Source organism: Streptomyces violens (genome assembly GCF_000717745.1).
Taxonomy (GTDB): Bacteria; Actinomycetota; Actinomycetes; order Streptomycetales; family Streptomycetaceae; genus Streptomyces; species Streptomyces violens.
Map to the genome: position 1 here is coordinate 77,220 of NZ_JOBH01000005.1, position 26,493 is coordinate 103,712.

The following is a 26,493-nucleotide window of genomic DNA, read 5'->3' on the forward strand; positions in this document are numbered from 1 at the left end:
GGCCGCGTCCTCACCCGGCGGGTGTCACTTCTTCGGAAGCCACTTCTTCCAGACGTCCGGGTTCTTCTTCACCCAGCGCGCGGCCGCTTCGTCCGCGGGCAGATGCTGGGAGGCGATGAGCTCCGAGACGTAATTCTGGTCCTCGGTGGTCCACTTGAAATTCTTCAGGAACTTCGCGGCCGAGCTGTTGCCCTTGGCGAAGTCGGCGTTGAGGAACTTCTGCAGCGGCGTCGTCGGATAGGCGCAGTCGATCGACTCCGGGTCCTTCTCGCCCTTCTTCGCACACTCGTCGGTGTACTTCGGAAGCTTGACTTCCTTCAGCGGGAGCTGGTTGAAGAGCCAGTGCGGTGCGTACCAGTACGTCAGGAAGGGCTTCTTCTCCTTGGCGAACTGCTGCATCTGCGTGATCTGGGCCGCCTCGGACCCGGCGAAGACCACCTCGTAGTCCAGCTTGAGGTTCTTCACCAGGGCCTTGTCATTGGTGACATAGGACGGCGAGCCGTCCATCAGCTGGCCCTTGTCGCCGCTCTCGGCGGTCTTCAGCTCCTTGGCGTACTTGTTGAGGTTCTTCCAGTTCAGTACGTCCGGGTGCTTGTCCGCCCAGTACTTGGGGACCCACCAGCCGATGTGGCCGTCGACGCCCAGGTCGCCGCCGCGGGCGATGGTCTTCTTCTCGTCGACGTACAGCTTCTCCTGGGCGGGGTGGCCCCAGTCCTCCATGATCGCGTCGACGCGGCCCTGGCTGAGCGCGTCCCAGGCCGGGGTCTCGTCCACCTGGACGGTGTCGACCCGGTAGCCCAGCTCGTGCTCCAGCAGGTACTTGGCGACCGCGACGTTGGACTGCGCGCCCACCCACGTCTGCGTGGAGAGGGTCACCGTCTTGGTGCCGGCCGCCGCCGCGAACGGCGACGTCTGCTTGGTCATGTCGGCCTTGCCGCAGCCGCTGAGGGCCAGCAGCACGGCTCCGGTCAGCGCCGTGGCGCCGACGGCCGTGGTCCGCTTCCGTATCCGGGTCATGGTCAGGCTCCCTTCCCCGCGCGGCGGTCCGTCGGCTGCGTCACCCGGTCGAGCATCAGGCCGAGGCAGACGATCGCGATACCGGCGATCATGCCGAGGCCCAGATCGCCCGTGGACAGGCCGGCGACCACGTCGTAACCGAGCGCGCCACCGCCCACCAGGCCGCCGATGATGACGACGGCGAGGACGAGGACGACGCCCTGGTTCACGGCCAGCAGCAGCGCGGGGCGGGCCAGCGGGAGCTGGACCTGGCGGAGCTGCTGCCAGCGGGTCGCGCCGAGCGACTGCGCGGACTCCATGGCGGCAGGGCTGACCTGGCGCAGGCCCTGAGTGGTGATGCGGATGACGGCGGGCAGCGCGTAGACGACGGCCGCCGCTGCGGCCGGGGCGCGACCCACGCCGAACAGCGCGACCACCGGGATCAGGTACACGAACTGCGGCATGGTCTGGCAGACGTCCAGCACCGGCCGGAGGATCTTCTCCATGCGGGCGCTGCCGGCCGCGAGCACGCCCACGCCGATGCCGACGACGAGCGTGACGACCAGGGCGGCGAGCACCTGCGAGAGGGTGTTCATGGACGGTACCCAGACGCCCAGCACGCCGATGACGGCGAGCGCGACCGTGGCGGTCAGCGCGGTGCGCCAGGTGCCGATCACCCAGGCCAGCGCGGCGACGATCAGCAGCGCTCCCCACCAGGGCAGCGCGGTCAGGCCGTCGCGGAGCGGGTTGAGCACCCAGGAGGTGAAGCCCGCGGCCCAGTCGGCGGTGCCGCCGAGGACGGGGATGCCGGAGTAGATGTGATCCACCATCCACTCCTTGAAGTGGTTCACCGGCGGCGCGATGTCGATCACGGAAGCGGTCGGCCAGACCAGCGAGCCGGTGAGCCGGCCCGCGACCACCGCGAGCGCGGTCACCACGGCGACGGCCGGCCAGACGAGGCGGCCGCGCAGCCAGGACGGGCCCGCGCTCTTGTCGGCGCCGAGCCGCTCGCCGGCCTTGGCGGTGGTGCGGTCCATGACGACGGCGAGCAGCACGATCGGGATGGAGGCGGCGAGCGCGGCGCCGACGTCGACGGAGGCCAGCGCCTGGTACACGCGGTCGCCGAGACCGGCCGCGCCGATCATCGAGGCGATGACCACCATGGACAGGGCCATCATGATCGTCTGGTTGATACCGAGCAGCAGTTCCTTGCGGGCGAGCGGCAGCCGGGCGGTCAGCAGCCGCTGCCGGCCGGTCGCGCCGAGCGAGGAGACGGCCTCCAGAACGCCGGCGTCGGCGCCCCGCAGGCCGAGCGCGGTCAGCCGGGCCATCGGCGGGGCCGCGTAGATCACGGTGGCGAGCAGCGCCGCGGGGACGCCGATGCCGAAGACCATGACGAACGGCAGCAGGTACGCGAAGGCGGGCAGCACCTGCATGGTGTCCAGGACCGGCCGCAGCAGGCGGAACATGCGGTCCGAGAGGCCGCCGGCGAGGCCCAGCAGCGCGCCCACGGCGATCGAGACGAGCACCGAGACGACCATCAGCGCGATGGTCTGCATGGTCGGCACCCACATCCCGAGCACGCCGCTGACCAGCAGGGAGATCAGTGCGGTGGCGGCGATGCGCAGGCCGGCCACGCGCCAGGCGACGAGCGTGACCAGGGCGGTCACGCCGGTCCAGCCCAGGGCGAGGAGGCAGAGGTAGACGGCGCGTACGGAGACGACCACGCCGTTGGAGAGGTGGCCGAGGAAGTAGACGAAGAACCAGTGCGTATCGCGGTTGTCCACGATCCAGGTGCTGGCGTCGCCGAACGGACCGGAGAGGTCGACGGTCAGCGCGTGCGGCCAGGTGCCGCTCGCCCACTTGGCACTGGCGAGGGGGACGAGGACGGCCGCGGCGACGGCGAGGATCAGCAGCTTGCCGAGGGCGCCGTGGCGGAGGGAGGCGGTGACGCGGGCCGTGCGCGCGGAGGCGGTGCCCGGTGCGGTGGTGGCGGGGCTGGTCGTGGCGGCACTCACACGCGCCCCCGCTTCGCGGTACCGGTGGGCACGTTCAGCGCGGCGGCGCGCTGCGCTTCGTGCCAGTACCGGCGGGCCGTGGTACGCAGCCCTCGCAGGGTCAGCGGCCGGGCGGCCGCGGGGCGGGCTCTGAGGTTCAGCGCCACGGGAACGGTGGGGACGGTACGGGGATGCATCAGGCGGCCGCCTTCCCGTGGTCCGGCGCCGCTTCGTCGAGCCGGGCGACGACGTTGAGCAGGCAGGCGTGGTCCACGATGCCCAGGCAGCGGCCGTCCTCGACGACGCGCGCCGCGCCGCCGGAGCGGGCCACGGCCTCGATGGCGTCGGAGATCAGCGTGTCGGGGGCGAGCGCGGCGCCCTCGTCGGCCTCGCCGGACTCGGCGGGCCGCATGGCGCGGCGCACGGTCAGCACCTGCTCGCGGGGCACGTCGCGGACGAAGTCCCGGACGTACTCGTCGGCCGGCGAGCCGACGATCTCCTCGGGGGTGCCGAGCTGGACGATCTTCCCGTCGCGCATCAGGGCGATGCGGTCGCCGAGCAGCAGGGCCTCGGCGAGGTCGTGGGTGATGAAGACCATCGTGCGGCCCTCCTCCTTGTGCAGGCGGATGACCTCCTCCTGCATGTCACGCCGGATGAGCGGGTCCAGCGCGCTGAAGGGCTCGTCGAAGAGCAGGATCTCGGGGTCCACGGTGAGCGCACGGGCCAGGCCGACGCGCTGCTGCTGGCCGCCGGAGAGCTGGCCGGGCCTGCGGTGCTCCAGGCCGCCGAGGCCGACCTTCTCGACCGTCTCCATGGCGCGGGCGCGGCGTTCGGCCTTGCCGACGCCCTGGATCTCCAGCCCGTACGCGACGTTGTCCAGTACCGAGCGGTGCGGCAGCAGGCCGAAGTGCTGGAAGACCATGGCGGCGCGGTGCCGGCGCAGCTCGCGCAGCCCGGACCGGTCCATGCCACGCACGTCCTCGCCGTCCATCTCCAGGTCGCCGCTGGTCGGCTCGATGAGCCGGGTCAGACAGCGCACCAGGGTGGACTTGCCGGAGCCGGAGAGGCCCATGACGACGAAGACCTCGCCCTTCTTGACGTCGAAGGAGACGTCCCGGACGGCGGCGGTGCAGCCGGTCTTCTCGCGCAGCTCCTGCGCGGACAGCTCGGCGAGGGAGGCGTCCTCGGGCACCTTCTCGGCCTTGGGTCCGAAGACCTTCCACAGGTGGCGGACCGCGAAGACCGCGTCCTGCTCGGCTTGCGAACCGGTGGTCGTGGCGGTGGACTTCTCGGTGCCGGATGCGTCGACGACGGTGCTGGCCATCACGCATCACCTCCCTGGGTCGGGGTCTCGGTGAGGATCTCGGCGCACTTCTCCCCCACCATCAGCACGCCGATCATCGGGTTCACGGCGGGCATCGTCGGGAAGACGGACGCGTCCGCGATACGGATACCGTTCAGGCCGCGGATCTTCAACTGCGGGTCGACAACTGCGAGTTCGTCGTCGGTGGCACCCATCTTGCAGGTGCCGGCGGGGTGGTAGACAGTGTGCGCGGCCTTGCGGACCAGCTCGCTGATCTCCGCGTCGTCGGTGACGTCGGGGCCGGGGAAGACCTCGCGCTTGAGCCACTTGGCGAACGGCTCGGACTGCGCGACCTTGCGCGCCAGCTTGATGCCGTCGACCAGGGTCTGCCCGTCGTAGTCGCCCTCGTCCTCGAAGTACTTGAAGTCCAGCGCGGGCTTGACCTCGGGGTCGGCGGAGGTCAGGTAAAGGCGGCCGCGGGCACGGGACTTGGGGATGTTCGGGGTCATCGACACGCCGTGCTCGGGGCGTTCGTAGCCGAGGCGCTCCGGGTTGTCGGTGAAGGGGATCTGGTAGAAGTGGAACATCAGGTCCGGGCCCTTGTGGTCCGGGTCCCGCTTCACGAAGAGGCCCGCGTCGGAGTCCATCGCGGAGTTGCCCGGGAGCGGCCCGTTGGTCTCCCAGACGATGACCGACTCGGGGTGGTCGATCAGGTTCTCGCCGACGCCCGGCAGGTCGAGCACGCACTCGATGCCCAGCGCCTCCAGGTCCTTCTTCGGACCGATGCCGGAGTGCATCAGCAGCCGCGGGGTGTCCACCGCGCCGGCGCAGACCAGCACCTCGCGGCCGGCCTCCAGGTAGATCTCCTCGCCGTCCTTGGTGCGGACGTGGACGCCCTTGGCGGTGGTGCCGTCCAGCTCCAGCTTGTACGCCCAGGTCTCCAGCAGCAGCGTCAGGTTCGGCCGGTCACCGGCCTCCATGTGCGGGTGCAGATAGGCCACCGAAGCGGAGGAGCGCTTGTTGTTCTCCGGGTGGTAGGAGAGGTCGAAGAAGCCGACGCCCTCCTCGAAGGGCTGGTCGTTGAAGCCGACGACCTCGGGGACGTCCAGGGCGTCCTTGACGGCCTCGATCCAGTCCGTGGCGATCTGGTTCTGGTCCTTCTTGGCCACCCGCACGATGTTGTTGCGGAGCTTGCCGAAGTACGGGTCCATCGCCTTGGCGTTCCAGCCGGTGGCGCCCGCCTCTTCCCACTCGTCCCAGTCGGAGGGCAGCGGCTTGAAGGAGATCAGGGTGTTGTGCGACGAGCAGCCGCCGAGGACCTTGGCGCGGCTGTGCAGGATGTGCGAGTTGCCGCGCGGCTGCTCGGTGGTCGTGTACTCGTAGTCCAGCTCGCCGCCGAGCAGGCCGAGCCACTTGCGCAGCGTCAGCACGTCCTCGCGGTCGATGTCGGAGGGGCCGCCCTCGATGACGGCGACGGTGACGTCGGGGTCCTCGGTCAGGCGGGAGGCGATCACCGATCCTGCGGTGCCGCCGCCGACGATCACGTAGTCCGCGGACATCTTCTTCGCTGCTGCGGGAGACATGGGTAGCTCCTTGTGTTTTCCAAAGTTCGAGCGGCTGCGCAGTGCTTCGGAGCGGGTGCGCTCGGCGGGGCTGCGGTTCCGCTGGGCCGCTTCATCGCGGCCGGGAGGTACAGGTGCGGGCCGGGCCTGGCATACAGGGGCGGCCCGCTCGGAGGGGCGGGCTGCGGGTGCCGGGCGGGTGCGGGGTGCCGCTGCCCGCCCGGTCACCGCGGGCTCGTCAGCCCGCGAACCAGCGCACCGGCTCCGGGCGCAGGTTCTCGTAGATGTGCTTGCTCTCGCGGTACTCGTCCAGGCCGGCCGGGCCCAGCTCGCGGCCGATGCCGGACTTGCCCATGCCGCCCCACTCCGCCTGCGGGAGGTAGGGGTGGTAGTCGTTGATCCACACCGTGCCGTGGCGCAGCCGGGCGGCGACCCGGCGGGCGCGCGCGGTGTCACCGGACCACACCGCGCCGGCCAGGCCGTACTCGGTGTCGTTGGCGAGCGCGACGGCCTCGTCCTCGGTGGTGAAGGTCTCCACCGTCAGGATCGGCCCGAAGGTCTCCTCGCGGACCACCTTCATGTCGCGGTGGCACTGGTCCAGGATGGTCGGCTGGTAGAAGTAGCCGCCCTCGGGGCGGACGTCGCTCGGCTTGGGGCGCGAGCCGCCGCAGCGCAGCCGGGCGCCTTCCTTGAGCGCGGACTCGACGTACGCCTCGACCTTGTCGAGCTGCTGCTGGGAGACGAGCGGGCCGCACTCGACGCCCTCTTCGGTGCCCCGGCCGAGCTTGATGCGCTCGGCGCGGCGGGCCAGCTCGGCGACGAAGCGGTCCTTGACCGACGCCTGGATGATCAGGCGGGCACCGGCCGAGCAGACCTGGCCGCTGTGGATGAACGCGGCGTTCAGCGCCTGGTCGACGGCGGTGTCGAACTCCTCGTCCGTGGAACAGGCGTCGGCGAACACCACATTGGGGTTCTTGCCGCCCAGCTCCAGCGCGATCTTCTTGGCGCCGGACACGGCGGCCGCACCGGCCTTCGTACCGCTGACCAGGCCACCGGTGAAGGAGAACAGGTCCACGTCCGGGTGCTCGGCGAGGCGCTGGCCGACGGGGACGCCGGCGCCGGTGACGATGTTCGCGACGCCGGTCGGCAGACCGGCCTCCACCAGCAGCTTCACCAGGTGCACGGTGGACAGCGGGGTGACCTCGCTGGGCTTGATCACGAAGGTGTTGCCGGCCGCGAGGGCGGGGGCGACCTTCCAGCTCGCCTGCAGCAGGGGGTAGTTCCAGGGCGTGATCATCGCGCAGACGCCGACCGGCTCGTACACGACGACGCTGTGCACGTCCTCGCTGCCCGCGTCCACGACCCGGCCGCCGCTCTCGTTCATCACGAGGTCCGCGAAGTACCGGAAGGCATTGGTCACGTCGTCGACGTCGACCCGGCCCTCCTCCAGGGTCTTGCCGGTGTCCCGGCTCTCGATCAGCGCGATCTCCTCGCGGTCCCGCTGCAGGAGGTCCGCGACGCGGCGCAGCAGCGCGGCCCGCTCGGCGGCGGCCGTGCGCGGCCACTCACCGGCCCCGCCGCCGAATGCCCGGGACGCGGCGGCGACCGCCGCGTCCACGTCCTCGACGCCGCCTTCCGACACGGTCGCCAGCACCGTCGCATCGGCGGGGTCGAGGACCTCCCGCGTGGCGTCGGATGCGGCGGCGCGCCACACCCCGTCTACGTGAATGGTCTCGATTGCCGACACGTCCGCTCAGCCTTCCACTTTCACTTGCCGTCTTGTGCCCGCTGGTTCACACCAGCAACATCGACCCCTCCCCCCTTATCCGGTCCTCATGCGCAAAACTTCACGGAAGGTGACCGGGGTCACGGATTTACTGGCGAGTTGCCCAAGCTTGTCCCGTTTTCGCGGATCGGTGTCGTCTACAGCGGGGTAGAAAAAAGCGAGCCCGTACCGCTCACCGTGAAGTGAGCGATACGGGCTCGCGCTGTCCCCCGAGGGGGAACGGATCAGATCAGGCCCAGGCCGCGGACCGCGTCGCGCTCCTCGACGAGCTCCTGCACCGAGGCGTCGATGCGGGCGCGGGAGAAGTCGCTGATCTCCAGGCCCTGGACGATCTCGTACTTGCCGTCCTTGGTGGTGACCGGGAAGGAGGAGATGATGCCCTCCGGCACGCCGTAGGAGCCGTCCGACGGGATACCCATCGAGGTCCAGTCGCCGGCGGCGGTGCCGTTCACCCAGGTGTGGACGTGGTCGATGGCGGCGTTCGCGGCCGAGGCGGCCGAGGAGGCGCCACGGGCCTCGATGATCGCCGCACCGCGCTTGGCGACGGTCGGGATGAACTCGTCGGCCAGCCACTGCTCGTCGTTGACGACCTCGGCGGCGTTCTTGCCGGCCACCTCGGCGTGGAAGATGTCCGGGTACTGGGTCGCGGAGTGGTTGCCCCAGATCGTGAGCTTCTTGATCTCGGAGACCGGCACACCGGTCTTCTTCGAGAGCTGCGAGAGCGCACGGTTGTGGTCCAGGCGGGTCATCGCGGTGAACCGCTCGGCCGGCACGTCCGGCGCGGCGGCCTGGGCGATCAGCGCGTTGGTGTTGGCCGGGTTGCCGACGACCAGGACCTTGATGTCGTCCGCCGCGTGGTCGTTGATGGCCTTGCCCTGCGGCTTGAAGATGCCGCCGTTGGCCTCCAGCAGGTCACCGCGCTCCATGCCCTTGGTACGGGGGCGGGCGCCGACCAGCAGCGCGACGTTCGCGCCGTCGAAGGCGACGTTCGGGTCGTCGGTGATCTCGATGCCCTGGAGCAGCGGGAAGGCGCAGTCGTCGAGCTCCATCGCGGTGCCCTCGGCGGCCTTCAGGCCCTGCGGGATCTCCAGGAGGCGCAGCTTGACCGGCACATCGGCACCGAGCAGGTGACCGGAAGCGATGCGGAAGAGGAGTGCGTAGCCGATCTGGCCGGCGGCGCCGGTGACGGTGACATTGACGGGAGTGCGGGTCATGGCGATCTCCTGCGGCGTGTTTTTTCTGGGGGCGAGCCCCAGAGCCACCATGTTGCGGTGGGCGGTGGGTGTCCCTGCCCATGTATACGGAGCCCCTCGATGTATCTCGGTATCAAGAGACCCGGGCGTCAGGCTATCGGACGGCGGCGCCCCACCGGTGACAGGCCGGTGTGTAACTCCTCACCGGCCGTCACCCCGCAGGTCACCGGCCACCCGGACGAGGGCACCCAGCCGTCCCGCGGCGGACGGGAAGCGGCCGCCCGCGACAAGGAGGGGAGCGCGAACGGCCGCCGGGCGGTGCCACACCCGTGGGGGGTCGACCGGGCGCCTGCCCCGTTCCGGCCGGGTCATGCCCACGGTTCCGCGGTACGCCCGAACGGTCCAACGGGGGCCCGCGCCGGGGCGGTCAGGGCGCGGTGGCGGGGGCCGACGCGGTGCCCGCAGCGGCTTCCGGTTCGGTGCAGCTCTGGTAGCCCGCGTTCGTCGTGCCGCACGCCCTGACCTTCTCCGGCGCGCCGCTGACCCGCACCATCGCGGTGTACGCCGAGCCGTCCCGGCCCGCCTTCGCCTCCTCCGTACGGCCGCCGGAGGTGACGGTGGCGCGGTCGCCCTGCGCGGCGCCGGTGAGGCGGGCCCAGGCGGTACCGCAGACCTTGCTGTACCGGACCTCGATCAGCGCGCCGCCCATGACGCCCCGGGACGGGGTCGTGGCGTGCGTGCCGCCGCAGCCCATCTCCTCGGGGTCCTTGCCCGTGCAGCCGGCGCCGCTGCACTTCACGCCGGCCGGCAGGTCGGGCGCCGCGGACTCGGTGGGCGCGGGCGCCGGCTTCGCCTGCTGCCCGCCGCCCCCGCCACCTAGCAGCAGCACGGCACCGGCGATCAGCAGCAGCGCTCCGACGACGCCGGTCACGAACATGGTGATACGACGGCGGCGCTCGGGGTCGGGGACTGCGGGCGGCGCTGTGGGCGGAGTTGTGGGCGGTGCCGTGGGTGGCGGGGCGGGCGGGGCGGGCGGCGGGCCGACGCGCTGGTGCGGCAGTCTCGGCGCCGCGGGCGCTGCGGGCACGCCGGGCGCTTCCGAGGCGGCGGGTGCCTGCGACGCGACGGGCGCTTCCGGCTCGCCGCGCGCCGGGGCGGCGGCCACCCCCGATCGCTTGCCGAGGCCCCCCTTCGGCTCGTCCGGCGCCGGGCCGAACTCGCCGAGCGCGGCCCGCGCCTGGGCCACCCGGATCGCCTCCATCGTGACGTCGTGCCGCATCTCCGAGCGGCTCCACGCCCGTTCGGCCAACTCCCACATGGTCGTGAGATGGCCGGTGTGCGCGCCCGTCACCTCGGCCAGCGCCACCACCGCGCGCTGCGGCGGCAGCAGCCGCCCGTTGAGGTACCGCTCCCACGACGTCTTGCTGTAGCCGGTACGGTCCGCGACGGCCGATATGCTCAGGCCGCTGCGCTCCACCTGCCTGCGTAACTGTCCGGCGAACTCCCGCACTTGCGGATCGAGTTCCTCCGGTAGCGCCCTCCAGCGAGGCATTGCCTCCCCCTATCCCCCCGAACTGCTGCGGCTACCCGTTGGGATGCCGGCAGCCAGGATGCCAGTTCCCATGGAGAGGGCGCAGGGAAGCGTTCACGCTTTGGACACGCGCCTCCGCACGCGGGGCACGTACGGAACCCTCACTTCCCTTACGCGCGCGGGGCCTTCGACCCCTGCCGTCAGCGCACCGTGAAGTGGACGATGTCGTCCAGGAAGGGCAGCGACAGCCAGGGCTTGGGCTGGATCATGAGCGCCAGCATCACGATGACGAAGCCGAGCCCGCCGTACGTGGCCATGTCCGTGAAGCGCGACCGCACGGCGAGCATGCCGACGGACGGCAGGACCCGCCGCAGTACCGCGCCGGCCAGCAGCGACAGCCCGATCAGCAGGGTCCCCGCCCGGAAGGCGTCGAAGGAGAGCACCAGCAGCCCGAGCGCGACACCGCCGATCACCGTGAGCAGCGGCCACTGCCGGACCGGCGCCGGCGCGTCGCCACCCGCCGCGCGCCCGCCGCCCTGCGGCCGCGCGGTGTCCTTCGTGATCAGCGGAAAGCGTCGCGTGAGGCGCTGCGGCCTGGACACCCCGTCCGAGTGCGCTCCGGCGTTCATGCGCTGGCTGCCCTTCTGTCGTCCGTACCGTCGTCGGCCCGCCCGCGGCTCAGCCGGCCGCGCGCTCGGCGGCCTCGACGACGTTGACCAGCAGCATCGCGCGGGTCATGGGGCCGACGCCACCCGGGTTCGGGGCGACCCAGCCGGCCACCTCGCGCACGCCCGGGTGCACATCGCCGACGATCTTGCCGTTCTCGTCCCGGCTGACGCCGACGTCCAGGACGGCCACGCCCTCCTTGACGTCCTCCGGCTTGATCAGGTGCGGCGAGCCGGCCGCGGCCACGATGATGTCGGCTTCCTTGAGGTGCTTGGCCAGGTCCCGGGTGCCGGTGTGGCACTGGGTCACCGTGGCGTTCTCGGACTTGCGGGTGAGCAGCAGCGGCATCGAGCGGCCGATGGTCACACCGCGGCCGACCACGACGACCTCGGCGCCCTTGATCTCGACGCCGTACTCGCGCAGCAGCCGCAGGATGCCGTTCGGGGTGCAGGGCAGCGGGGCCGCCTCGTTGAGCACCAGGCGGCCGAGGTTGGTCGGGTGCAGGCCGTCGGCGTCCTTGGCCGGGTCGATCAGCTCCAGGACGCGGTTCTCGTTGATGCCCTTGGGCAGCGGGAGCTGGACGATGTAGCCGGTGCAGGCCGGGTCCTCGTTCAGCTCGCGGACGGCCGCCTCGATCTCCTCCTGGGTCGCGGTGGCCGGCAGTTCGCGCTGGATGGACGCGATGCCGATCTCGGCACAGTCGCGGTGCTTGCCCGCGACGTACTTCTGGCTGCCGGGGTCCTCGCCGACCAGGATGGTGCCCAGACCCGGCTGGACACCCTTGGCCTTCAGCGCTTCCACGCGGGCGGACAGGTCGGACTTGATCGCGGCGGCGGTGGCCTTGCCATCGAGAATCTGGGCGCTCATGGCTCCTATCCTCCCGGATGACGGCGCCGGGGTACCAATCAGGGCCGGGTTCGGGAGTCGACGCGCGTAGAGGCACGTTGGTTGTCGCGAACGGACGACAGAGCTGTCCTTTCTCGGTAACAGGAACAGCACATATCGGGATCACCTGGGGACTACGGCCTCTCCTCCGCTGGACAAAGTCTTTATCCGGACTTCACGATGTTGCGACACGTGCTGTGGTCGCAGGAGGGGCCGAATGTGACGGCAGCACGCTCGGGGGAGAACACCAAGCACTCTTCACAGCTCACGCGGCATGGTCGCGGGGGCGGTCCGGTGGCTTCCCGTAGTAACCGTCGGCCCGCCACGTCCCCGCCCGAAGGAAGCTTCCGTGAGTTACCCTCCGCCCCCCGCCGGCGACCCGAACAACCCCTACAGCCAGCAGCCGCCCCAGCAGCCGCAGGGCCAGCCCGGCTACGGCTACCCCCAGCAGGCCCCCCAGGGCGTCCCCCCGCAGCAGGGCTACGGCTACCCGCAGCAGGCGCCGGGCGTCCCGCCGCAGCAGCCGTACGGCCAGCAGCAGCCCCCCGGCAGCTCCGTCCAGGCCAACAACGGCTACATCAACCTCGTCAGCGGCCCGGTGCTGCTCGCGACGATGGGCCAGCGCTTCCTCGCGCGACTGCTGGACGGCGTGATCGTCGGTGTGATCATGACGATCGCCATGGTCGCCGGCATGGGCAGCGTCGTCGGCATCGCCGGCAACGCCGCCGAGGAGTGCGGCAGCTACATGGACCCGGGCTATGACGCCTGCATGAACGAGGCGGCCGCCCAGGCCAGCAGCGGTGTCGCCGTCATGTTCGGCATCCTGGGCATCTTCGCCCTCTTCATGCTGCTCTACGAGTGGCTGATGATCGGCATCAAGGGCGCCACCTTCGGCAAGATGGCGCTCGGCCTGCGCGTCGTCAAGGAGTCCACCGGCGGCGTCCCCGGCGTCGGCGCGGGCTTCATCCGCTACATCATCCCGATGGTCGGTGCCTTCCTCTGCTACATCGGCATGCTGCTGACCTACCTGTCGCCGTTCTTCGACAACAGCGGGAAGCTGCAGGGCTGGCACGACCGTGCCGCCGGCACCGTGGTGATCAAGAAGTAACCGGCTTCACCGAAGGCCCCCGTCCGCACTGCGGGCGGGGGCCTTCGCCATGCGCCCCTCGCCCACCCGCACCCCTCGTGTCACACTCCGTAACAGAATCCGCATGTCAGGCTGATTTCGATCACTCTCCGCCGTTACCCTTCCGCTGATCCACCGGGGGAAGGAACGGCTCATGTTCAGCATCATCGTGGTGCCCTCGCCGTGTGGCGGGAGCGGGGAACAGATCCGGCTGGAGCCGGGCGAGATCTTGGGGTTCGGCCGTTCGGAACGGCGCATTGACGGTGGCCGCCAACTGACCATCCCGCACTGCGGGGTCTCCCGTACGGCCGGGGAGATCACGGCCACCGGCGCGTACTGGACGCTTACCAACCACAGCGCCCGGCAGACCTACGTCGTGGAGAACCCGGAGGGCGCGGGCGAGCACATCAAGGTCGCGCCGGGGCGGATCGGGGCGCCGGTCCCGTTCGAGTTCGCGCGGGTCGTCCTGCCCGCCGCCGATGAGCTGCTGACCTTTGACGTCTGGGCGCCGCGGCACGACTACGCCGACCCGCTCGCCGGCTCCGACGGCGGCGAGGTCACCGCCCTCGCCTTCCCGCTCGACCGCACCAAGCGCTACTTCCTCGTCCTGGCCGCGCTGTGCGAACCGCGGCTGAGCGGCGCGCCGCACGCCCCGCTGCCCACCACGGACCAGATCGTCGAGCGGCTGCGGCCGGTCTGGCCGGCCGCCGGGCGGGCCGCCGTGCAGTGGAACATCGACTATCTCGCGGTCAAGCTGCGCCTCAAACAGCCGCCGGAGTCCGCCGACTGCGGCCCGCGGCTGAACGGCAAGAAGGAGTCCGTGGTCTCCCTCGCGCTCCGCTTCGACCTCGTACGCGAGAACGAACTGGGCGTACTGGATGGGGTGCTGACGGCATGACGGATCCACGATCCGGTGTCGCGGTCCCCGTGCCGGCCGGGTTCCGCATCGGCCGATGGGAAGTGGGAGAGCCGATCGCTTCGGGGGCGTTCGGCAGTGTGTACGCGGCGCGGGCGGTGGACGGTGGCGCAGCCGGTGAACCCGCCGAGGCCGCCCTGAAGTTCCTGCCCACGGGCACCCGTACGCCCCGCCAGCTGCACCATCTGCGGGACCTCGCCGAGCGTGAACTCACCCTGCACCGCAGGTGCCGGCAGCCGCGGCTGATCCGGATGTACGAGGCGCTCACCGTCGACGCGCCGGAGTGCCCCGACCTCGACGGCGCCACCGTCCTGGTCCTCGAACGCGCCGAGAGCTCCCTGGCCGCGCTGCTCTCACTCGTCTCACTGGTGGCACCGGGCCCGCTGCCCGGCGCCGGGACGCTGCTCGTCCAGATCTGCGAGGGGCTGGCCCAACTGCACGGCGCGGGCTGGGTGCACGGCGATCTCAAGCCCGGCAATGTGCTGCTGATGGCCCAGGGCGCCGGGTCCGCCGCCGCGGCCGGCAGCGGGGCGGCCGACGCCGTCGCGCCCGACACCGTCCGGCTCGCCGACTTCAACCTCGCCGCGGAGCTGGAGGGCACCCACGCCTACTCCCCCGCCTTCTCCACCCCCGACTACACCCCGCCCGAGCTGCTGTGGTCCGAGATCGGCGAGCGCGGCAGGCTCGTCCGGCAGAGCGCCGACATCTGGGCCTTCGGCGTCCTCGCCCACCTCGTCCTCACCGGGACCCCGCCCTTCCCGGGCGGCACGCCCGCGGCCCGCCGGGACGCCGTGCTGAGCTATGCGCAGGGCCGCGGCGGCCTGCGGCTGTCGCCCGCGCTGCCGTCCCCCTGGCGGGAGATCGTCCGCGACTGCCTGGCGCCGACACACGAGGAGCGCGCCGCACATGACGCCCCGTCACTGCTGCGCCGTACGAAGGAGGCGGCCGGCACCGCCGCCCACGCACCGGCCCCCCGTCGACGTCTGCGCCGGGCCGTCGCCGCGGGCGGTGCCGCCCTGCTGCTGATGGCCGCGTCCGCGGGGGTCACCGCGCTGCTGCTGGGCGGCGCGTCCGGAGCCGCCCAAGAAAGCAAGGCCCCGGCCGGCTACGACCGCTGCAAGAAGGGGCACGTCTGCTTCTTCACCGAGTCGACCGGGAAGGGCGACATGTGCAGCTGGTTCGGCTTCGACGAGGACTGGCGGACCGGCACCATCTCCTGTCCCTGGAGCGGCAGTACGCCGCCGCGCTCGGTGTTCAACAACGGCGTCGACGGCTCGTACACGGCCGTCTCGTACTACCCCGGCGACGACTTCCGCGGCCGGCAGGGCTGCATCAGCCGCCTCGGCCGCACGGACCTCCCGGCCGGCCAGGAGAAACTCCGCTCCCACCGGTGGGTCAAGAGCTGCTGAGCGCACCCTGAGAGTTCCGAGGTACCGGCCGTCGATCCGCTCCGGGATGGTGAGGGCATGCCATCACGGGGGTGGCAGTCAACGGAGGGACGTACGACCATGATGCGCAGGATCGCGATGACGGTGGCGACGGCGGCGGTGGCCGTGGGCACGATCGCCATGGCTCCGGCGGGGGCGGCCGCACCGGCGGAGGCGGCCGGGCAGGCCGCGGCGCCCAAGGGCTGGAAGCACTGCCCGAAGGGCGCGGTGTGCCTGTACACCAAGCCGCACGGCCAGGGGAAGGTCTACAAGATCTGGGCCAACACGAACCGCAACTACAAGCACATCAGCTCGATGTGGAACAACGGGGACACCAGCCACCCGCGGGACCACGCGAAGATCAAGCGGTTCAGCAACGACTGGACCTGTCTGGCGCCCGGCTCGTGGCGCAGCGGCCTCGACTACACCGTCGACGCCGTGCGGTGGCGCAGCGGCTGCTGAGCGGCCACCGCGTACGGGCCCGGCGGAGCGCTCCGCCGGGCCCGTACGCGCGGTGATCAGTGGAAGAAGTGGCGTGTGCCCGTGAAGTACATCGTCACGCCCGCCTTCTTCGCGGCCTCGATGACCAGCTCGTCGCGGACCGAGCCGCCGGGCTGGGCGACGGCCTTCACGCCGGCCTCGGTCAGGACCTCCAGGCCGTCGGGGAAGGGGAAGAACGCGTCGGAGGCGGCGTACGAGCCGCGCGCCCGCTCCTCACCCGCGCGCTGCACCGCGAGCTTCGCGGAGTCCACGCGGTTGACCTGGCCCATGCCGACGCCGACCGTGGCGCCGTCCTTCGCGAGCAGGATCGCGTTGGACTTCACGGCGCGGGAGGCGCGCCAGGCGAAGGCCAGCTCGGCGAGCTCGTCGGCGGAGAGCGCCTCGCCGGTCGCGAGGGTCCAGTTCGCCGGGTCGTCGCCGTCGGCCTGCAGACGGTCGGTGACCTGGAGCAGCGCGCCGCCGTCGATGGCCTTGACCTCGACCGGGTTCGCCGGGGCCTCGGGGGCGCGCAGCACGCGGATGTTCTTCTTCTTGGTGAGGGCCTCCAGCGCGCCGTCCTCGTAGTCCGGAGCGACGATGACCTCGGTGAAGATCTCGGCGACCTGCTCGGCCATCGCCTTGCTGACCGGGCGGTTGACGGCGATCACGCCGCCGAAGGCGGACAGCGGGTCGCACTCGTGGGCGCGGCGGTGCGCCTCGGCGACGTCCGCGCCGATCGCGATGCCGCAGGGGTTGGCGTGCTTGATGATCGCGACGCAGGGCTCGGCGTGGTCGTACGCGGCACGGCGCGCGGCGTCCGTGTCCGTGTAGTTGTTGTACGACATCTCCTTGCCGTGCAGCTGCTCGGCGTCGGCGAGGCCGCCCTTGCCGTCCACGTAGAGCGCGGCGCCCTGGTGCGGGTTCTCGCCGTACCGCAGGACGTTCTTGCGCTCGTAGGTGGCGCCGGTGAAGGACGGGAAGCCGCTGTCGTCCGCCGCCGCGTAGTCGTCGGCGAACCAGGAGGCGACGGCCACGTCGTACGAAGCGGTGTGCTGGAACGCCTCGGCGGCCAGCCGCTTACGGGTGGCGAGGTCGAAGCCGCCCTCGGAGGCGGCGGCGAGCACGTCCTCGTAACGCTGCGGGTTGACGACGACGGCCACCGACGGGTGGTTCTTGGCGGCGGCGCGGACCATCGACGGGCCGCCGATGTCGATCTGCTCGACGCACTCGTCCGGGGTCGCGCCCGAGGCGACGGTCGCGGCGAACGGGTAGAGGTTCACGATCACCAGGTCGAACGGCTCGACGCCCAGGTCGGCGAGCTGCTGCTGGTGGTCCTCCAGGCGCAGGTCGGCGAGGATGCCGGCGTGCACCTTCGGGTGCAGCGTCTTCACGCGCCCGTCCAGGCACTCGGGGAAGCCGGTCAGCTCCTCGACCTTGGTCACGGGGACGCCGGCCGCCGCGATCTTCCCTGCGGTGGAGCCGGTCGACACGAGCTGGACGCCCGCCGCGTGCAGCCCCTTCGCCAGCTCTTCCAGCCCGGTCTTGTCGTAGACGCTGACCAGCGCGCGGCGGATGGGCCGCTTGGTACCTTCGGCGGTCTCGGTCACGGGATAACTACCTTTCGTCCCTCAGTGCGGTAGCCGTTACGGGCCAGACGCCCCACGACATCGACGAGCAGCGAACGCTCGACTTCCTTGATCCGCTCGTGCAGCGCGGATTCGTCGTCCTCGTCCCGGACCTCGACCACGCCCTGGGCGATGACCGGACCGGTGTCGACGCCGTCGTCGACGAAGTGGACGGTGCAGCCGGTGACCTTCGCGCCGTACGCGAGCGCGTCGCGTACGCCGTGGGCACCGGGAAAGCTGGGCAGCAGCGCGGGGTGGGTGTTCACCACGCGGCCGCCGTACCGGGCCAGGAACTCCTTGCCCAGGATCTTCATGAAGCCCGCCGAGACGACGAGGTCCGGCTCGTACGCGGCGGTCGCCTCGGTGAGCGCCAGGTCCCACGCGGCGCGGTCGGCGTGGTCCTTGACCCGGCAGACGAACGTCGGCAGCCCGGCGCGCTCGGCGCGCTCCAGGCCGGCGATGGCCTCCCGGTCGGCGCCGACGGCCACGATCTCGGCGCCGTACGCCTCCGCGCCCTGCTCGGCGATGGCGTCCAGCAGCGCCTGGAGATTGGTGCCGGAACCGGACACCAGCGCGACGATCCGGGCCGGGCGGCCCGGCCGGGCGGGCGCGGGGACGGTGAGGGGGGAGGGAGCCACGGCGGTTCTTTCTCGGTCTCGCGAGGTTTGTGTGGTCGTACAAGGCCGTGGGTACCGGAAATCCGGGGAACCCTACGAAGGCGCCGACCGTCAGCAACGATACCGGCACACCGAGCGGCCCCCACGGGACGGGGGCGGACGCGGAAGGTAGCGTCGGGCGTAAGACCGCAAGTGATCTGTGCAGATCGCGTGTGATTCGTGCTGGACCCGCCGCCGGACGGACGGCCCGGCGAACGGACGAGACAAGGGGAAGACGCACCTCAGATGACGGACCGACGCCGCCGGGCGGCCCTCCTTCTCGCCCTGCCCGCCACCGCTCCCGGGTCGGCGGTGCTGCTGCCGCGCGAGCGCAAGCCGTCACCGTCCTCCCCGGAGGGCGCTTCCGGGGACGGACGGGGTGCGGGGGCGGGCGGCCAGGACGGCCGCGACCGGGACCGGGACAACCCCTTCGCCGCGCCACCGGCCGGGACGCCCGACCGGGAATGGCGCCCCCGCCACGCGCACTCGGGACATCCCGAGGACTCCGGGGACTCCAAGGACTCCGGGCACGGCCCCGAGGGCTCTTCCGGTTCCTCCGGCTCCTCCGGCGAGCACGACGGCCGGCATGCCTGGGGCAGCCAGTGGAGCAGCAAGCAGCCGGGGCGCCAGGGCGGCGGATTCGGCAGCCGCCCCGGACGCGGCGGCCCGGAGGGACCGGGCGGCCCCGGCGGCCCCGGCCAGACCGGACTGCGCTGGGACCCGACCGACCCGGCCCAGCGGCGGGCGCGCTACGCGCTGCTGTCGGGCATGTGGGCGTTCTTCTTCTCGCTCTTCAGCCTCCCGGAGATCGCCCTGCTGCTCGGCGCGCTGGCGCTGTACTGGGGCATCAGCGCGCTGCGCGCCAAGCCGCGCGCGGGCAAGCCGGGCCAGGGCAAGACGGAGGGCGCGAAGGCCACGGCGGCGGACATCGGGATCGGCAGGCCCTCGCACGAGCCGGAGACCACGACGGCGGGACCGCCGCACGCGACCGCCGGGAACACGGGTACGCCCGCGGCCTACGGCAGCACCCGGCCGCAGACCACGGCGGCGGTGAGCGGGCTGGTCACGGCGTGCCTGGCGCTGTGCATCGTGGCCGCCGGCTTCACGCTCCAGCTCGTGTACAAGGACTACTACACCTGCGTCAACGACGCCCTCACCCAGTCCGCCCGGCACTCCTGCGAAAAGCTCCTCCCGGAGCAACTCCGGCCGATCCTCAGCGTGCAGGAATAAGGCTCACAGAGGGCACGCGGGTTACGAGCGGAGTTTCGGCAGCGGCGAGCGGCCGGGTGTGTGCCACAGGTGCCACTCGCGCAGGAGCAGTGCGCCCGGTACGGCGACGGCCGCCGTCCAGCCGGTCGCTGCCGCGCCCGTGAGCCACCAGCTCGGGCCGACGTGCCGGAGCGCGGCGGTGCCGAGTGCGCCGCCCGCCGCGCCCGCGAGCACGGCGGCCCCGGCCCCGCACACCAGTGCCGCGAGTGCCGCGACCGTGGCGGTGGCCCGGCGGTTCCAGCGCAGCAGCCGGGCCTCGGGCCCGCGCGCGGGCCGCGCCGCGTACCAGGCGGCGGCCGCCCCCGCCGCGACGGGCCCGACGGCCGCCGCCCAGGTCAGCGGGGACCCGGCGGCCTCCTGCGGGACCGCGTCGAGCAGCGGGAAGGGCGGCAGGCCCGCCGGGTAGCCGGCGGCGCCGAGCGGGCCGACCGTGCTGCCGGCGCCGAGCGTGAAGCCGGGGCCCAGCGCGTACGCGGCGCCCCAGACGGCCGCGTTCGGCAGCAGCAGGAGGCAGACCAGCAGGACCGTGCCGCGGCCGGGCCAGTCCGGGGCGACATGGAGGAGGTCGTGGCGCACGGCGCCCGCGTGCCACACCAGACCGGTCAGGACCAGCAGCGCGCCCGTGGCGAGCAGCACCGCGCCGGCCGCACACGCGGCGCGCAGTGCGGCGGCGCACCGGGGCGGGGCGAGCGCCGCGCGCACGCCGGGCGGCAGTCCGGCCCAGACCCGCCGGGCGCGCGCGGGCAGCGGCAGTACGGCGCGCAGCCCGACCGTGCGCGCCGCCACCACGGTCACCGTGCCCGCGGCGGTGAGCGGCACGCACAGCAGCGCGCTGACCGGCGCGACCCGCAGCGCCCCTGACGCGGCGTACGCCACGGCGGCCGCGGCGGTCAGCAGGTATCCGCCGAGGAACCGGCCGAGTACGGCGCCGGGGGAAGCGGGGCGGCGCAGCGGTCCCGTACCGCGCGCATGCCGTCGCGGCCCGCCCTCCGCCGCCGACAGGGTGCGCTGGGCGCAGCGGTACAGCAGCCATACGGGCACGGCGACGAGGAGCAGTGGCGTCACGCCCACCGGCACGGCGGCCGCGCCGGGCCCCGCCGTCCGTACGAGGTCCGCGCCGTGCGCGAGCAGCCACAGGTCGGCGGCGATGTGCAGCGCGCCGGAGGGGCTGCCGGCGGCCGGCGCCGGCGCGACGATCCACAGGAGGAGGACGGAGACGGTACAGACGCCGAGGCCCAGCCCGGCGGTCACCACCCCCGCGAGGAACGCGCCGCCGGTCGTGGTGGCGGGCTGCGCGGCGGCCCCGCCCGGCGCGGCCGCCGTCGGTCCGTTGTCGGTCGTCTGGCTCACGCCGCCATGCTGCCAACAACACCCGTTTCCGCTACGCAGCGGGCGAATACCGGACGTGTCGCCCAAGATACGTTTATGGGATTTACAACCCGGACAGCCCGAAAGTCCCAGCAGCCCCGCTCGCCCGGGAAGGGCCCCGGCCCGGCTGACGTACCGTCACCCGCGATCGGTGACGTGCCGTCACCCGCGGCCGCCTTCGACGCGCTGTACGTCCGGCACGCGCCGGCGCTCGCCCGGCAGACGTTCCTCCTCACCGGACGGCCGCACCTCTCCCGCGAGGCCGTCGAGTGGGGCTTCCACCTCGCCTGGCAGCGCTGGCCGGAAGTGGCCAGGGACCTCGACCCGGCCGGCTGGGTGCGGGCCGCGGCACACGAGTACGCGCTCTCCCCCTGGCACCGCTTCCGCCCCAGCGCCCGCCGCTCCCCCGTGAAGGCGCCGGGCACCGGCAGGCCCGATCCGCTGCTGGCCGCGCTGCTGCGGCTGCCCGCGCCCTACCGCCGCGCCCTGCTGCTGCACGACGCCGTCGGCCTGGGGCTGGCCGAGACCGCGGCCGAGATCGAGGCGAGCACGCCGGCCGCGCACGGGCGGCTCACGCATGCCCGCGAGGCGCTGGCCGGGCGGCTGCCGGAGCTGGGGCTGGCCGGCGAGCCGCCGGCCCGGCAGCGGGAGATTCTCTGCGAGCGGCTGGCGCGGCTGGCGGCGGCGCATCCGGTACGGACGGCGTCAGCGCGTGCCGTACGGACCGGCAGCGAGCGCAGCACCCGGCGGATGACGCGCAGCGCGATCGGGCTGACCGGGCTGATCGTGGCGGTCACGGCCGCCTCCTTGTGGGCGGGGACCGGCGAGCGGTACGTCCAGCCGCCCATGCAGCCCGGCGTGCCCGCGGGCCCGGCCGGTGACGCGCACGCCGAACACGACCCGCAGCACCGCCCCTGACGCGCGATCCGCAGCACCGCCCTGACGCGCGGTCCGGAACAGACGAACGCGGACCCGTACACCCCCCAAGGGAGTACGGGTCCGCGCTCGGAAAAGCTACGCGCACGCCACGTCAGGGACGCAGCGCCGCGCCGCGCCGGATTCAGCCGGCGAGCAGCTCACGGGCGAGCTCGGCGGTCTCGGTCGGGGTCTTGCCGACCTTGACACCGGCGGCCTCGAGGGCCTCCTTCTTCGCCTGGGCGGTGCCCGAGGAGCCGGAGACGATGGCGCCGGCGTGGCCCATGGTCTTGCCCTCGGGGGCGGTGAAGCCCGCGACGTAGCCGACGACCGGCTTCGTCACGTTCTCCTTGATGAAGTCCGCCGCGCGCTCCTCGGCGTCGCCGCCGATCTCACCGATCATGACGATCAGGTCGGTGTCGGGGTCCGCCTCGAACGCCGCGAGGGCGTCGATGTGGGTGGTGCCGATGACCGGGTCGCCACCGATGCCGACGGCCGACGAGAAGCCGATGTCACGGAGCTCGTACATCATCTGGTACGTCAGCGTGCCGGACTTCGAGACCAGGCCGATGCGGCCCGGCTTCGTGATGTCGCCCGGGATGATGCCGGCGTTGGACTGACCCGGGGTGATGAGACCGGGGCAGTTCGGGCCGATGATGCGGGTCTTGTTGCCCTTGGACTTCGCGTACGCCCAGAAGGCGGCGGAGTCGTGGACGGCGATGCCCTCGGTGATCACGACGGCGAGCGGGATCTCGGCGTCGATGGCCTCGATGACGGCGGCCTTGGAGAAGGCCGGCGGCACGAAGAGGACGGAGACGTTGGCGCCCGTCTTCTCCATGGCCTCCTTGACCGAGCCGAAGACCGGTACGGAGGTGCCGTCGAAGTCGACCTCGGTGCCGGCCTTGCGCGGGTTCACGCCGCCGACGATGTTCGTGCCGTCACCCAGCATGAGCTTGGTGTGCTTCATGCCCGTGGCACCGGTCATGCCCTGGACGATGACCTTGCTGTCCTTGTTGAGGAAGATAGCCATTGTTCTGGAGTCCCTCTTCCCTTACTTCGCAGCCGCGAGCTCGGCGGCCTTGTCGGCCGCGCCGTCCATGGTGTCCACGCGCTGCACGAGCGGGTGGTTCGCGTCCGACAGGATCTTGCGACCCAGCTCCGCGTTGTTGCCGTCCAGGCGGACGACCAGCGGCTTGTTGACGTCCTCGCCCTTGGACTTCAGCAGCTCCAGGGCCTGCACGATGCCGTTGGCGACCTCGTCGCAGGCGGTGATGCCACCGAAGACGTTGACGAACACGGACTTGACGTCCGGGTCGCCGAGGATGATCTCCAGGCCGTTCGCCATGACCTCGGCGGAGGCGCCGCCACCGATGTCGAGGAAGTTGGCGGGCTTGACGCCGGAGTGCTTCTCGCCGGCGTACGCGACCACGTCGAGGGTGCTCATGACGAGGCCCGCGCCGTTGCCGATGATGCCGACCTGGCCGTCGAGCTTGACGTAGTTCAGGCCCTTGGCCTTGGCGGCAGCCTCGAGCGGGTTGGCTGCGGCCTTGTCCTCGAGGGCCTCGTGCTCCGGCTGGCGGAACTCGGCGTTGGCGTCCAGGGACACCTTGCCGTCCAGCGCCAGGATGTCACCGGAGGCGACCTTGGCGAGCGGGTTGACCTCGACGAGGAGCGCGTCCTCGGCGACGAAGGTGTCCCACAGGGTCACCATGACCTCGGCGACCTTCTCGGCGACCTCGGCCGGGAACTTCGCCTGGGCGACGATCTCGCGGGCCTTCTCGATGGTCACACCCTCGATGGAGTCGACCGGGACCTTCGCGAGGGCCTCGGGGGTCTTCTCCGCGACCTCCTCGATGTCCATGCCGCCCTGCACCGAGGCCATGGCCAGGAAGGTGCGGTTGGTGCGGTCGAGGAGGTACGAGACGTAGTACTCCTCGAGGATTTCCGGAGCGGTCTCCGCGATCATCACCTTGTGGACCGTGTGGCCCTTGATGTCCATCCCGAGGATGTCCGTCGCGCGGGCGACGGCCTCGTCCGGGGTCGCGGCCAGCTTCACGCCGCCGGCCTTGCCGCGGCCGCCGACCTTCACCTGGGCCTTGACGACCGACTTGCCGCCAAGACGCTCGGTCGCCTCGCGGGCCGCCTCAGGCGTGTCAATGACTTCACCGGCCAGCACCGGTACACCGTGCTTGGCGAAGAGGTCCCTCGCCTGGTACTCGAACAGGTCCACGCGCGTCCGTCCCTTTGCTAATCAAGTAGCCCGCGAGTCGTGGTGATCGCGGATTCGTTGTCTGCGCGGGCGTGCCGCGAAGGCAGGGTGACAACGCAGTCACAGCAAGGGCGTACATCGTCAGCCGGTACGCGGCATGTCCGTCTCGCAGGTTATCCCCGCGGCAGCGACCCTCCTAAATCACAGATCACACTGCGGCGGTGATTACTGTCACAGATCACGCGGACGGAGGCGCGCGTCACACCGGCCGGCCGGACTCGGCCGGATCTCGACGGTGGCCCGCACCACCCCCTCACACGGAGTACACCCGTCCGCTGCCGGACCTCCCCCCGCGGCGCGCAACCGATGACCGGTATGCACCGGGGCGACCCGCTCACGGCCGATACGGCCCGGACACCCAGCGCGGCCGGCCGCTTACCGGGCCGCACCGGCCCACACAACTCCTTCGCAAAAGCTGACCGGAACGCATCCTTGACCCTCCAACTCACAGCCTTGGAGACTGCGTTGTGCACTTACGCATCAGGAGTCACAGGCCGGCGCCGCAAGCGGCGGCCTGGTCCCGGAAGACCGAAACTCGCCGGGGCGGACGGGGGAGACTGATGAGCAGTGCGCGGCCGCGTAGGGGCGCGGTGGCGTCGGCTTGGCCACCTCCTCCCCACCTCCCTCTTGGTGCCCTCTTACTCGGTGCCTGAAGGGATTGGAGGGGGAATGCCGACACACGCGACCTATCCCGGCGTCTACGTCGAAGAGCTTCCCAGCAGCGTCCGCAACATCTCCACCGTCACCACCTCGGTGACCGCCTTTGTCGGACACACTCGGCGGGGTCCGCTCAACCACCCGGTGCGCGTCACCAGCTTCGCCGACTTCGAGCGCCGCTTCGGCGGTCTGACCTCGAAGAGTCCGCTCAGCTACGCCGTGCACCAGTTCTTCGGCAACGGCGGCACCGTCGCCGTGATCGTCCGGGCCGTCAAGGCGGGCACCGGTGAAGAGGCATGCGTCACCCTGGAGTCCACCGAGGGGCACAGCGAGTGCCCGGTGCTGGAGGTGCACGCCAAGGAGCCCGGTATCTGGGGCGACGGCCTGCGCGTGGCCGTCGACCACGACACCACCGCCTGCGAGGAGACGTTCAACCTCCAGGTGCTCGACGCCAAGGGCACGGCCCGCGAGTCCTACGGCAACCTGTCCATGGACCCCGAGAGCGGCCGGTACGCCGAGACCGTGATCAACGCGGGCTCGCAGCTCATCCGCGTCAAGGTGCTCGACGAGGGGCGCCCCGACCCCTCCGGCACGGTCTCCAAGCCGTTCGCGCACGAGCTGCCCGACCTGGCCGTGGACCTCACCGTCAAGATCGGTGAGGTGGAGCGCGAGTTCACGCTCTACGACCCGGACCAGGACGGCGAGGCCCCCTGCACCGTCACCGAGCTCGCCCTCCTCCTGGAGCGCAAGCTGCGCGCGCTGCCGGACGCCCCGGGCAAGCACGCCTTCGCGGGCGCCCAGGTCACCGCCTTCGGCCGCCGCCTCCAGGTGGTCGCCGGGTCGGCCGACCCCGAGGACGTGGTCCGGTTCGTCGGCGAGTGCGCCAACGACCTGGGCCTCGAGGCATCGGTCAACCCGCCGGTCTTCCCGCTCTCCGGCGGCGTGGACGGCGACGCGCCGGGCCCGCGCGACATCATCGGCAGCGAGGCCCGCAAGACCGGCCTGCAGGCGCTGCGCGACGTCGACGACGTGAACCTGCTGTCGCTGCCGGAGCTCTCCGCGTACGAGAACACCGAGGACATGGTCACGGTGCTCTCCGCCGCCGAGCGGCTCTGCCGGGAGCGGCGCATCTTCCACCTCGTGGACGCGCCCTCGACCTGGGTCTCCGTGGACTCCGCGCGGGCCGGCATCGGCGCCCTGGACTCGGTCCGCGGCAACCACTCCGGGCTGTACTTCCCGCACCTCCAGCTCACCGACCCGCTCACCGGCCGGCTCCGCACCTTCCCGCCGTCCGGCGCCATCGCGGGTGTGATCGCCCGTACCGACGGCGAGCGCGGCGTGTGGAAGGCGCCGGCGGGCACCGAGGCGCGCCTGGCGGGCGTGCACTCCCTCTCGGTCAAGCTCACCGACCGGGAGAACGGCCTGCTGAACCCGCTGGGCATCAACTGCCTGCGGACCTTCCCGATGGTCGGCCCGGTGGTCTGGGGCGCCCGCACGCTGCAGGGCGCCGACGCGCTGGACAGCGAGTGGAAGTACGTACCGGTCCGCCGCCTCGCGCTGCACGTCGAGGAGTCCCTGCTGCGCGGCCTGCAGTGGGTGGTCTTCGAGCCCAACAACGAGCAGCTGTGGCAGCAGATCCGGCTCAACGCGTCGTCGTACCTGCACGGCCTGTTCCAGCAGGGCGCGTTCAAGGGCGGCACGCCGCGCGAGGCGTACTTCGTCAAGTGCGACAAGGACACCACGACCGCCGAGGACATCGACAACGGCATCGTCAACGTCGTCGTCGGCATCGCGCCGGTCAAGCCCGCGGAGTTCGTGATCGTCAAGATCCAGCAGATGGCCGGGCAGTTCGAGCTCTAGCCACGC

Annotated in this window: 22 protein-coding genes; 7 read left to right on the top strand and 15 right to left on the bottom strand. The window is 71.8% G+C overall.

Annotated features, from left to right (window positions below; all coding sequences use genetic code 11):
* Positions 1 to 24 precede the first annotated feature (24 nt).
* The 10 genes from IF04_RS0111125 to IF04_RS0111170 form a co-directional block, all read right to left on the bottom strand.
* Positions 25 to 1,017: an ABC transporter substrate-binding protein gene (locus tag IF04_RS0111125; RefSeq protein WP_030254168.1), complete on the bottom strand. Its 993-nt coding sequence runs from the start codon at positions 1,015 to 1,017 to the stop codon at positions 25 to 27.
* Positions 1,018 to 1,019: 2 nt separating this feature from the next.
* Complete coding sequence (locus tag IF04_RS0111130) at positions 1,020 to 3,014, bottom strand: ABC transporter permease (protein WP_030254171.1); 1,995 nt, start codon at positions 3,012 to 3,014, stop codon at positions 1,020 to 1,022.
* A complete protein-coding gene (locus IF04_RS0111135; RefSeq protein WP_030254173.1) occupies positions 3,011 to 3,190 on the bottom strand; it encodes a hypothetical protein in 180 nt (59 codons plus the stop codon). The genes IF04_RS0111130 and IF04_RS0111135 overlap by 4 nt, the downstream gene beginning before the upstream one ends.
* Positions 3,190 to 4,317 (bottom strand): quaternary amine ABC transporter ATP-binding protein, encoded by a 1,128-nt coding sequence (locus tag IF04_RS0111140; RefSeq protein WP_030254175.1) that lies wholly within the window; start codon positions 4,315 to 4,317, stop codon positions 3,190 to 3,192. The genes IF04_RS0111135 and IF04_RS0111140 overlap by 1 nt, the downstream gene beginning before the upstream one ends.
* The gene (locus IF04_RS0111145) at positions 4,317 to 5,879 is read right to left on the bottom strand and encodes a GMC family oxidoreductase (protein WP_030254177.1); all 1,563 of its coding nucleotides are present in this window, start codon (positions 5,877 to 5,879) and stop codon (positions 4,317 to 4,319) included. Before IF04_RS0111145 ends, IF04_RS0111140 begins: the two co-directional genes overlap by 1 nt.
* A 217-nt stretch (positions 5,880 to 6,096) precedes the next feature.
* A complete protein-coding gene (locus tag IF04_RS0111150; protein WP_030254180.1) occupies positions 6,097 to 7,605 on the bottom strand; it encodes an aldehyde dehydrogenase family protein in 1,509 nt (502 codons plus the stop codon).
* 263 nt (positions 7,606 to 7,868) lie between these two features.
* Entirely contained in the window at positions 7,869 to 8,858 is a 990-nt protein-coding gene (locus IF04_RS0111155) for a malate dehydrogenase (protein WP_030254182.1), read from the bottom strand.
* A 406-nt stretch (positions 8,859 to 9,264) separates the two neighbouring features.
* Positions 9,265 to 10,389: a helix-turn-helix domain-containing protein gene (locus tag IF04_RS0111160; RefSeq protein ID WP_030254183.1), complete on the bottom strand. Its 1,125-nt coding sequence runs from the start codon at positions 10,387 to 10,389 to the stop codon at positions 9,265 to 9,267.
* A 179-nt stretch (positions 10,390 to 10,568) separates the two neighbouring features.
* Positions 10,569 to 10,997, bottom strand: a complete 429-nt coding sequence (locus IF04_RS0111165) for a DUF3017 domain-containing protein (RefSeq protein ID WP_030254184.1) — start codon at positions 10,995 to 10,997, stop codon at positions 10,569 to 10,571.
* A gap of 49 nt (positions 10,998 to 11,046) precedes the next feature.
* Positions 11,047 to 11,901 (bottom strand): bifunctional methylenetetrahydrofolate dehydrogenase/methenyltetrahydrofolate cyclohydrolase, encoded by an 855-nt coding sequence (locus IF04_RS0111170; protein ID WP_030254185.1) that lies wholly within the window; start codon positions 11,899 to 11,901, stop codon positions 11,047 to 11,049.
* 367 nt (positions 11,902 to 12,268) lie between these two features.
* Between IF04_RS0111170 and IF04_RS0111175 the strand changes: the two genes are divergently transcribed.
* The 4 genes from IF04_RS0111175 to IF04_RS0111190 all read left to right on the top strand — a co-directional run bounded on the left by IF04_RS0111175 (position 12,269) and on the right by IF04_RS0111190 (position 15,850).
* Entirely contained in the window at positions 12,269 to 13,027 is a 759-nt protein-coding gene (locus IF04_RS0111175; RefSeq protein WP_030254186.1) for an RDD family protein, read from the top strand.
* Between the two features lie 172 nt (positions 13,028 to 13,199).
* Positions 13,200 to 13,943 (top strand): hypothetical protein, encoded by a 744-nt coding sequence (locus tag IF04_RS0111180; RefSeq protein WP_030254187.1) that lies wholly within the window; start codon positions 13,200 to 13,202, stop codon positions 13,941 to 13,943.
* On the top strand, positions 13,940 to 15,370 hold the full coding sequence (locus tag IF04_RS0111185) for a protein kinase domain-containing protein (protein WP_030254188.1): 1,431 nt from the start codon (positions 13,940 to 13,942) through the stop codon (positions 15,368 to 15,370). Before IF04_RS0111180 ends, IF04_RS0111185 begins: the two co-directional genes overlap by 4 nt.
* A 99-nt stretch (positions 15,371 to 15,469) precedes the next feature.
* The gene (locus IF04_RS0111190; RefSeq protein WP_030254189.1) at positions 15,470 to 15,850 is read left to right on the top strand and encodes a peptidase inhibitor family I36 protein; all 381 of its coding nucleotides are present in this window, start codon (positions 15,470 to 15,472) and stop codon (positions 15,848 to 15,850) included.
* Between the two features lie 56 nt (positions 15,851 to 15,906).
* On the opposite strand, the gene purH is transcribed toward IF04_RS0111190, so the two are convergent.
* Together purH and purN are read right to left on the bottom strand one after the other, a co-directional pair.
* On the bottom strand, positions 15,907 to 17,475 hold the full coding sequence (purH, locus tag IF04_RS0111195; RefSeq protein WP_030254190.1) for a bifunctional phosphoribosylaminoimidazolecarboxamide formyltransferase/IMP cyclohydrolase: 1,569 nt from the start codon (positions 17,473 to 17,475) through the stop codon (positions 15,907 to 15,909).
* Complete coding sequence (gene purN, locus IF04_RS0111200) at positions 17,472 to 18,131, bottom strand: phosphoribosylglycinamide formyltransferase (RefSeq protein ID WP_030254191.1); 660 nt, start codon at positions 18,129 to 18,131, stop codon at positions 17,472 to 17,474. Before purN ends, purH begins: the two co-directional genes overlap by 4 nt.
* 264 nt (positions 18,132 to 18,395) lie before the next feature.
* On the opposite strand from purN, the gene IF04_RS0111205 reads away from it, so the two are divergent.
* Positions 18,396 to 19,379, top strand: coding sequence for a hypothetical protein (locus IF04_RS0111205; RefSeq protein ID WP_030254192.1), 984 nt, complete (start codon positions 18,396 to 18,398; stop codon positions 19,377 to 19,379).
* 21 nt (positions 19,380 to 19,400) lie between these two features.
* Here the strand turns inward: IF04_RS0111205 and IF04_RS0111210 are convergent, their stop codons facing one another.
* Entirely contained in the window at positions 19,401 to 20,768 is a 1,368-nt protein-coding gene (locus IF04_RS0111210) for a cell division protein PerM (RefSeq protein WP_051831103.1), read from the bottom strand.
* Positions 20,769 to 20,942: 174 nt separating this feature from the next.
* Here IF04_RS0111210 and IF04_RS0111215 point away from each other — a divergent pair, with 174 nt between their 5' ends.
* Positions 20,943 to 21,704 carry a sigma factor-like helix-turn-helix DNA-binding protein gene (locus tag IF04_RS0111215; protein WP_051831105.1) on the top strand — a complete coding sequence of 254 codons (762 nt, stop codon included), beginning with the start codon at positions 20,943 to 20,945 and terminating at the stop codon, positions 21,702 to 21,704.
* A gap of 142 nt (positions 21,705 to 21,846) precedes the next feature.
* Here IF04_RS0111215 and sucD read toward each other — a convergent pair whose 3' ends face one another.
* Entirely contained in the window at positions 21,847 to 22,731 is an 885-nt protein-coding gene (sucD, locus tag IF04_RS0111220) for a succinate--CoA ligase subunit alpha (protein ID WP_030254199.1), read from the bottom strand.
* Between the two features lie 21 nt (positions 22,732 to 22,752).
* Entirely contained in the window at positions 22,753 to 23,931 is a 1,179-nt protein-coding gene (sucC, locus tag IF04_RS0111225) for an ADP-forming succinate--CoA ligase subunit beta (RefSeq protein WP_030254201.1), read from the bottom strand.
* A gap of 708 nt (positions 23,932 to 24,639) precedes the next feature.
* Between sucC and IF04_RS0111230 the strand changes: the two genes are divergently transcribed.
* The gene (locus IF04_RS0111230; RefSeq protein ID WP_030254203.1) at positions 24,640 to 26,487 is read left to right on the top strand and encodes a phage tail sheath C-terminal domain-containing protein; all 1,848 of its coding nucleotides are present in this window, start codon (positions 24,640 to 24,642) and stop codon (positions 26,485 to 26,487) included.
* Positions 26,488 to 26,493: the final 6 nt, after the last annotated feature.

Excerpts from the sequence above, each read along its gene's own strand:
- sucD (WP_030254199.1), bottom strand. The coding sequence starts at position 22,731 with ATGGCTATCTTCCTCAACAAGGACAGCAAGGTCATCGTCCAGGGCATG.
- IF04_RS0111190 (WP_030254189.1), top strand. The coding sequence starts at position 15,470 with ATGATGCGCAGGATCGCGATGACGGTGGCGACGGCGGCGGTGGCCGTG.
- IF04_RS0111180 (WP_030254187.1), top strand. The coding sequence starts at position 13,200 with ATGTTCAGCATCATCGTGGTGCCCTCGCCGTGTGGCGGGAGCGGGGAA.
- IF04_RS0111230 (WP_030254203.1), top strand. The coding sequence starts at position 24,640 with ATGCCGACACACGCGACCTATCCCGGCGTCTACGTCGAAGAGCTTCCC.
- IF04_RS0111205 (WP_030254192.1), top strand. The coding sequence starts at position 18,396 with ATGACGGACCGACGCCGCCGGGCGGCCCTCCTTCTCGCCCTGCCCGCC.
- IF04_RS0111155 (WP_030254182.1), bottom strand. The coding sequence starts at position 8,858 with ATGACCCGCACTCCCGTCAATGTCACCGTCACCGGCGCCGCCGGCCAG.
- IF04_RS0111185 (WP_030254188.1), top strand. The coding sequence starts at position 13,940 with ATGACGGATCCACGATCCGGTGTCGCGGTCCCCGTGCCGGCCGGGTTC.
- IF04_RS0111165 (WP_030254184.1), bottom strand. The coding sequence starts at position 10,997 with ATGAACGCCGGAGCGCACTCGGACGGGGTGTCCAGGCCGCAGCGCCTC.
- IF04_RS0111135 (WP_030254173.1), bottom strand. The coding sequence starts at position 3,190 with ATGCATCCCCGTACCGTCCCCACCGTTCCCGTGGCGCTGAACCTCAGA.
- IF04_RS0111170 (WP_030254185.1), bottom strand. The coding sequence starts at position 11,901 with ATGAGCGCCCAGATTCTCGATGGCAAGGCCACCGCCGCCGCGATCAAG.
- IF04_RS0111125 (WP_030254168.1), bottom strand. The coding sequence starts at position 1,017 with ATGACCCGGATACGGAAGCGGACCACGGCCGTCGGCGCCACGGCGCTG.
- IF04_RS0111140 (WP_030254175.1), bottom strand. The coding sequence starts at position 4,317 with ATGGCCAGCACCGTCGTCGACGCATCCGGCACCGAGAAGTCCACCGCC.
- IF04_RS0111145 (WP_030254177.1), bottom strand. The coding sequence starts at position 5,879 with ATGTCTCCCGCAGCAGCGAAGAAGATGTCCGCGGACTACGTGATCGTC.
- IF04_RS0111160 (WP_030254183.1), bottom strand. The coding sequence starts at position 10,389 with ATGCCTCGCTGGAGGGCGCTACCGGAGGAACTCGATCCGCAAGTGCGG.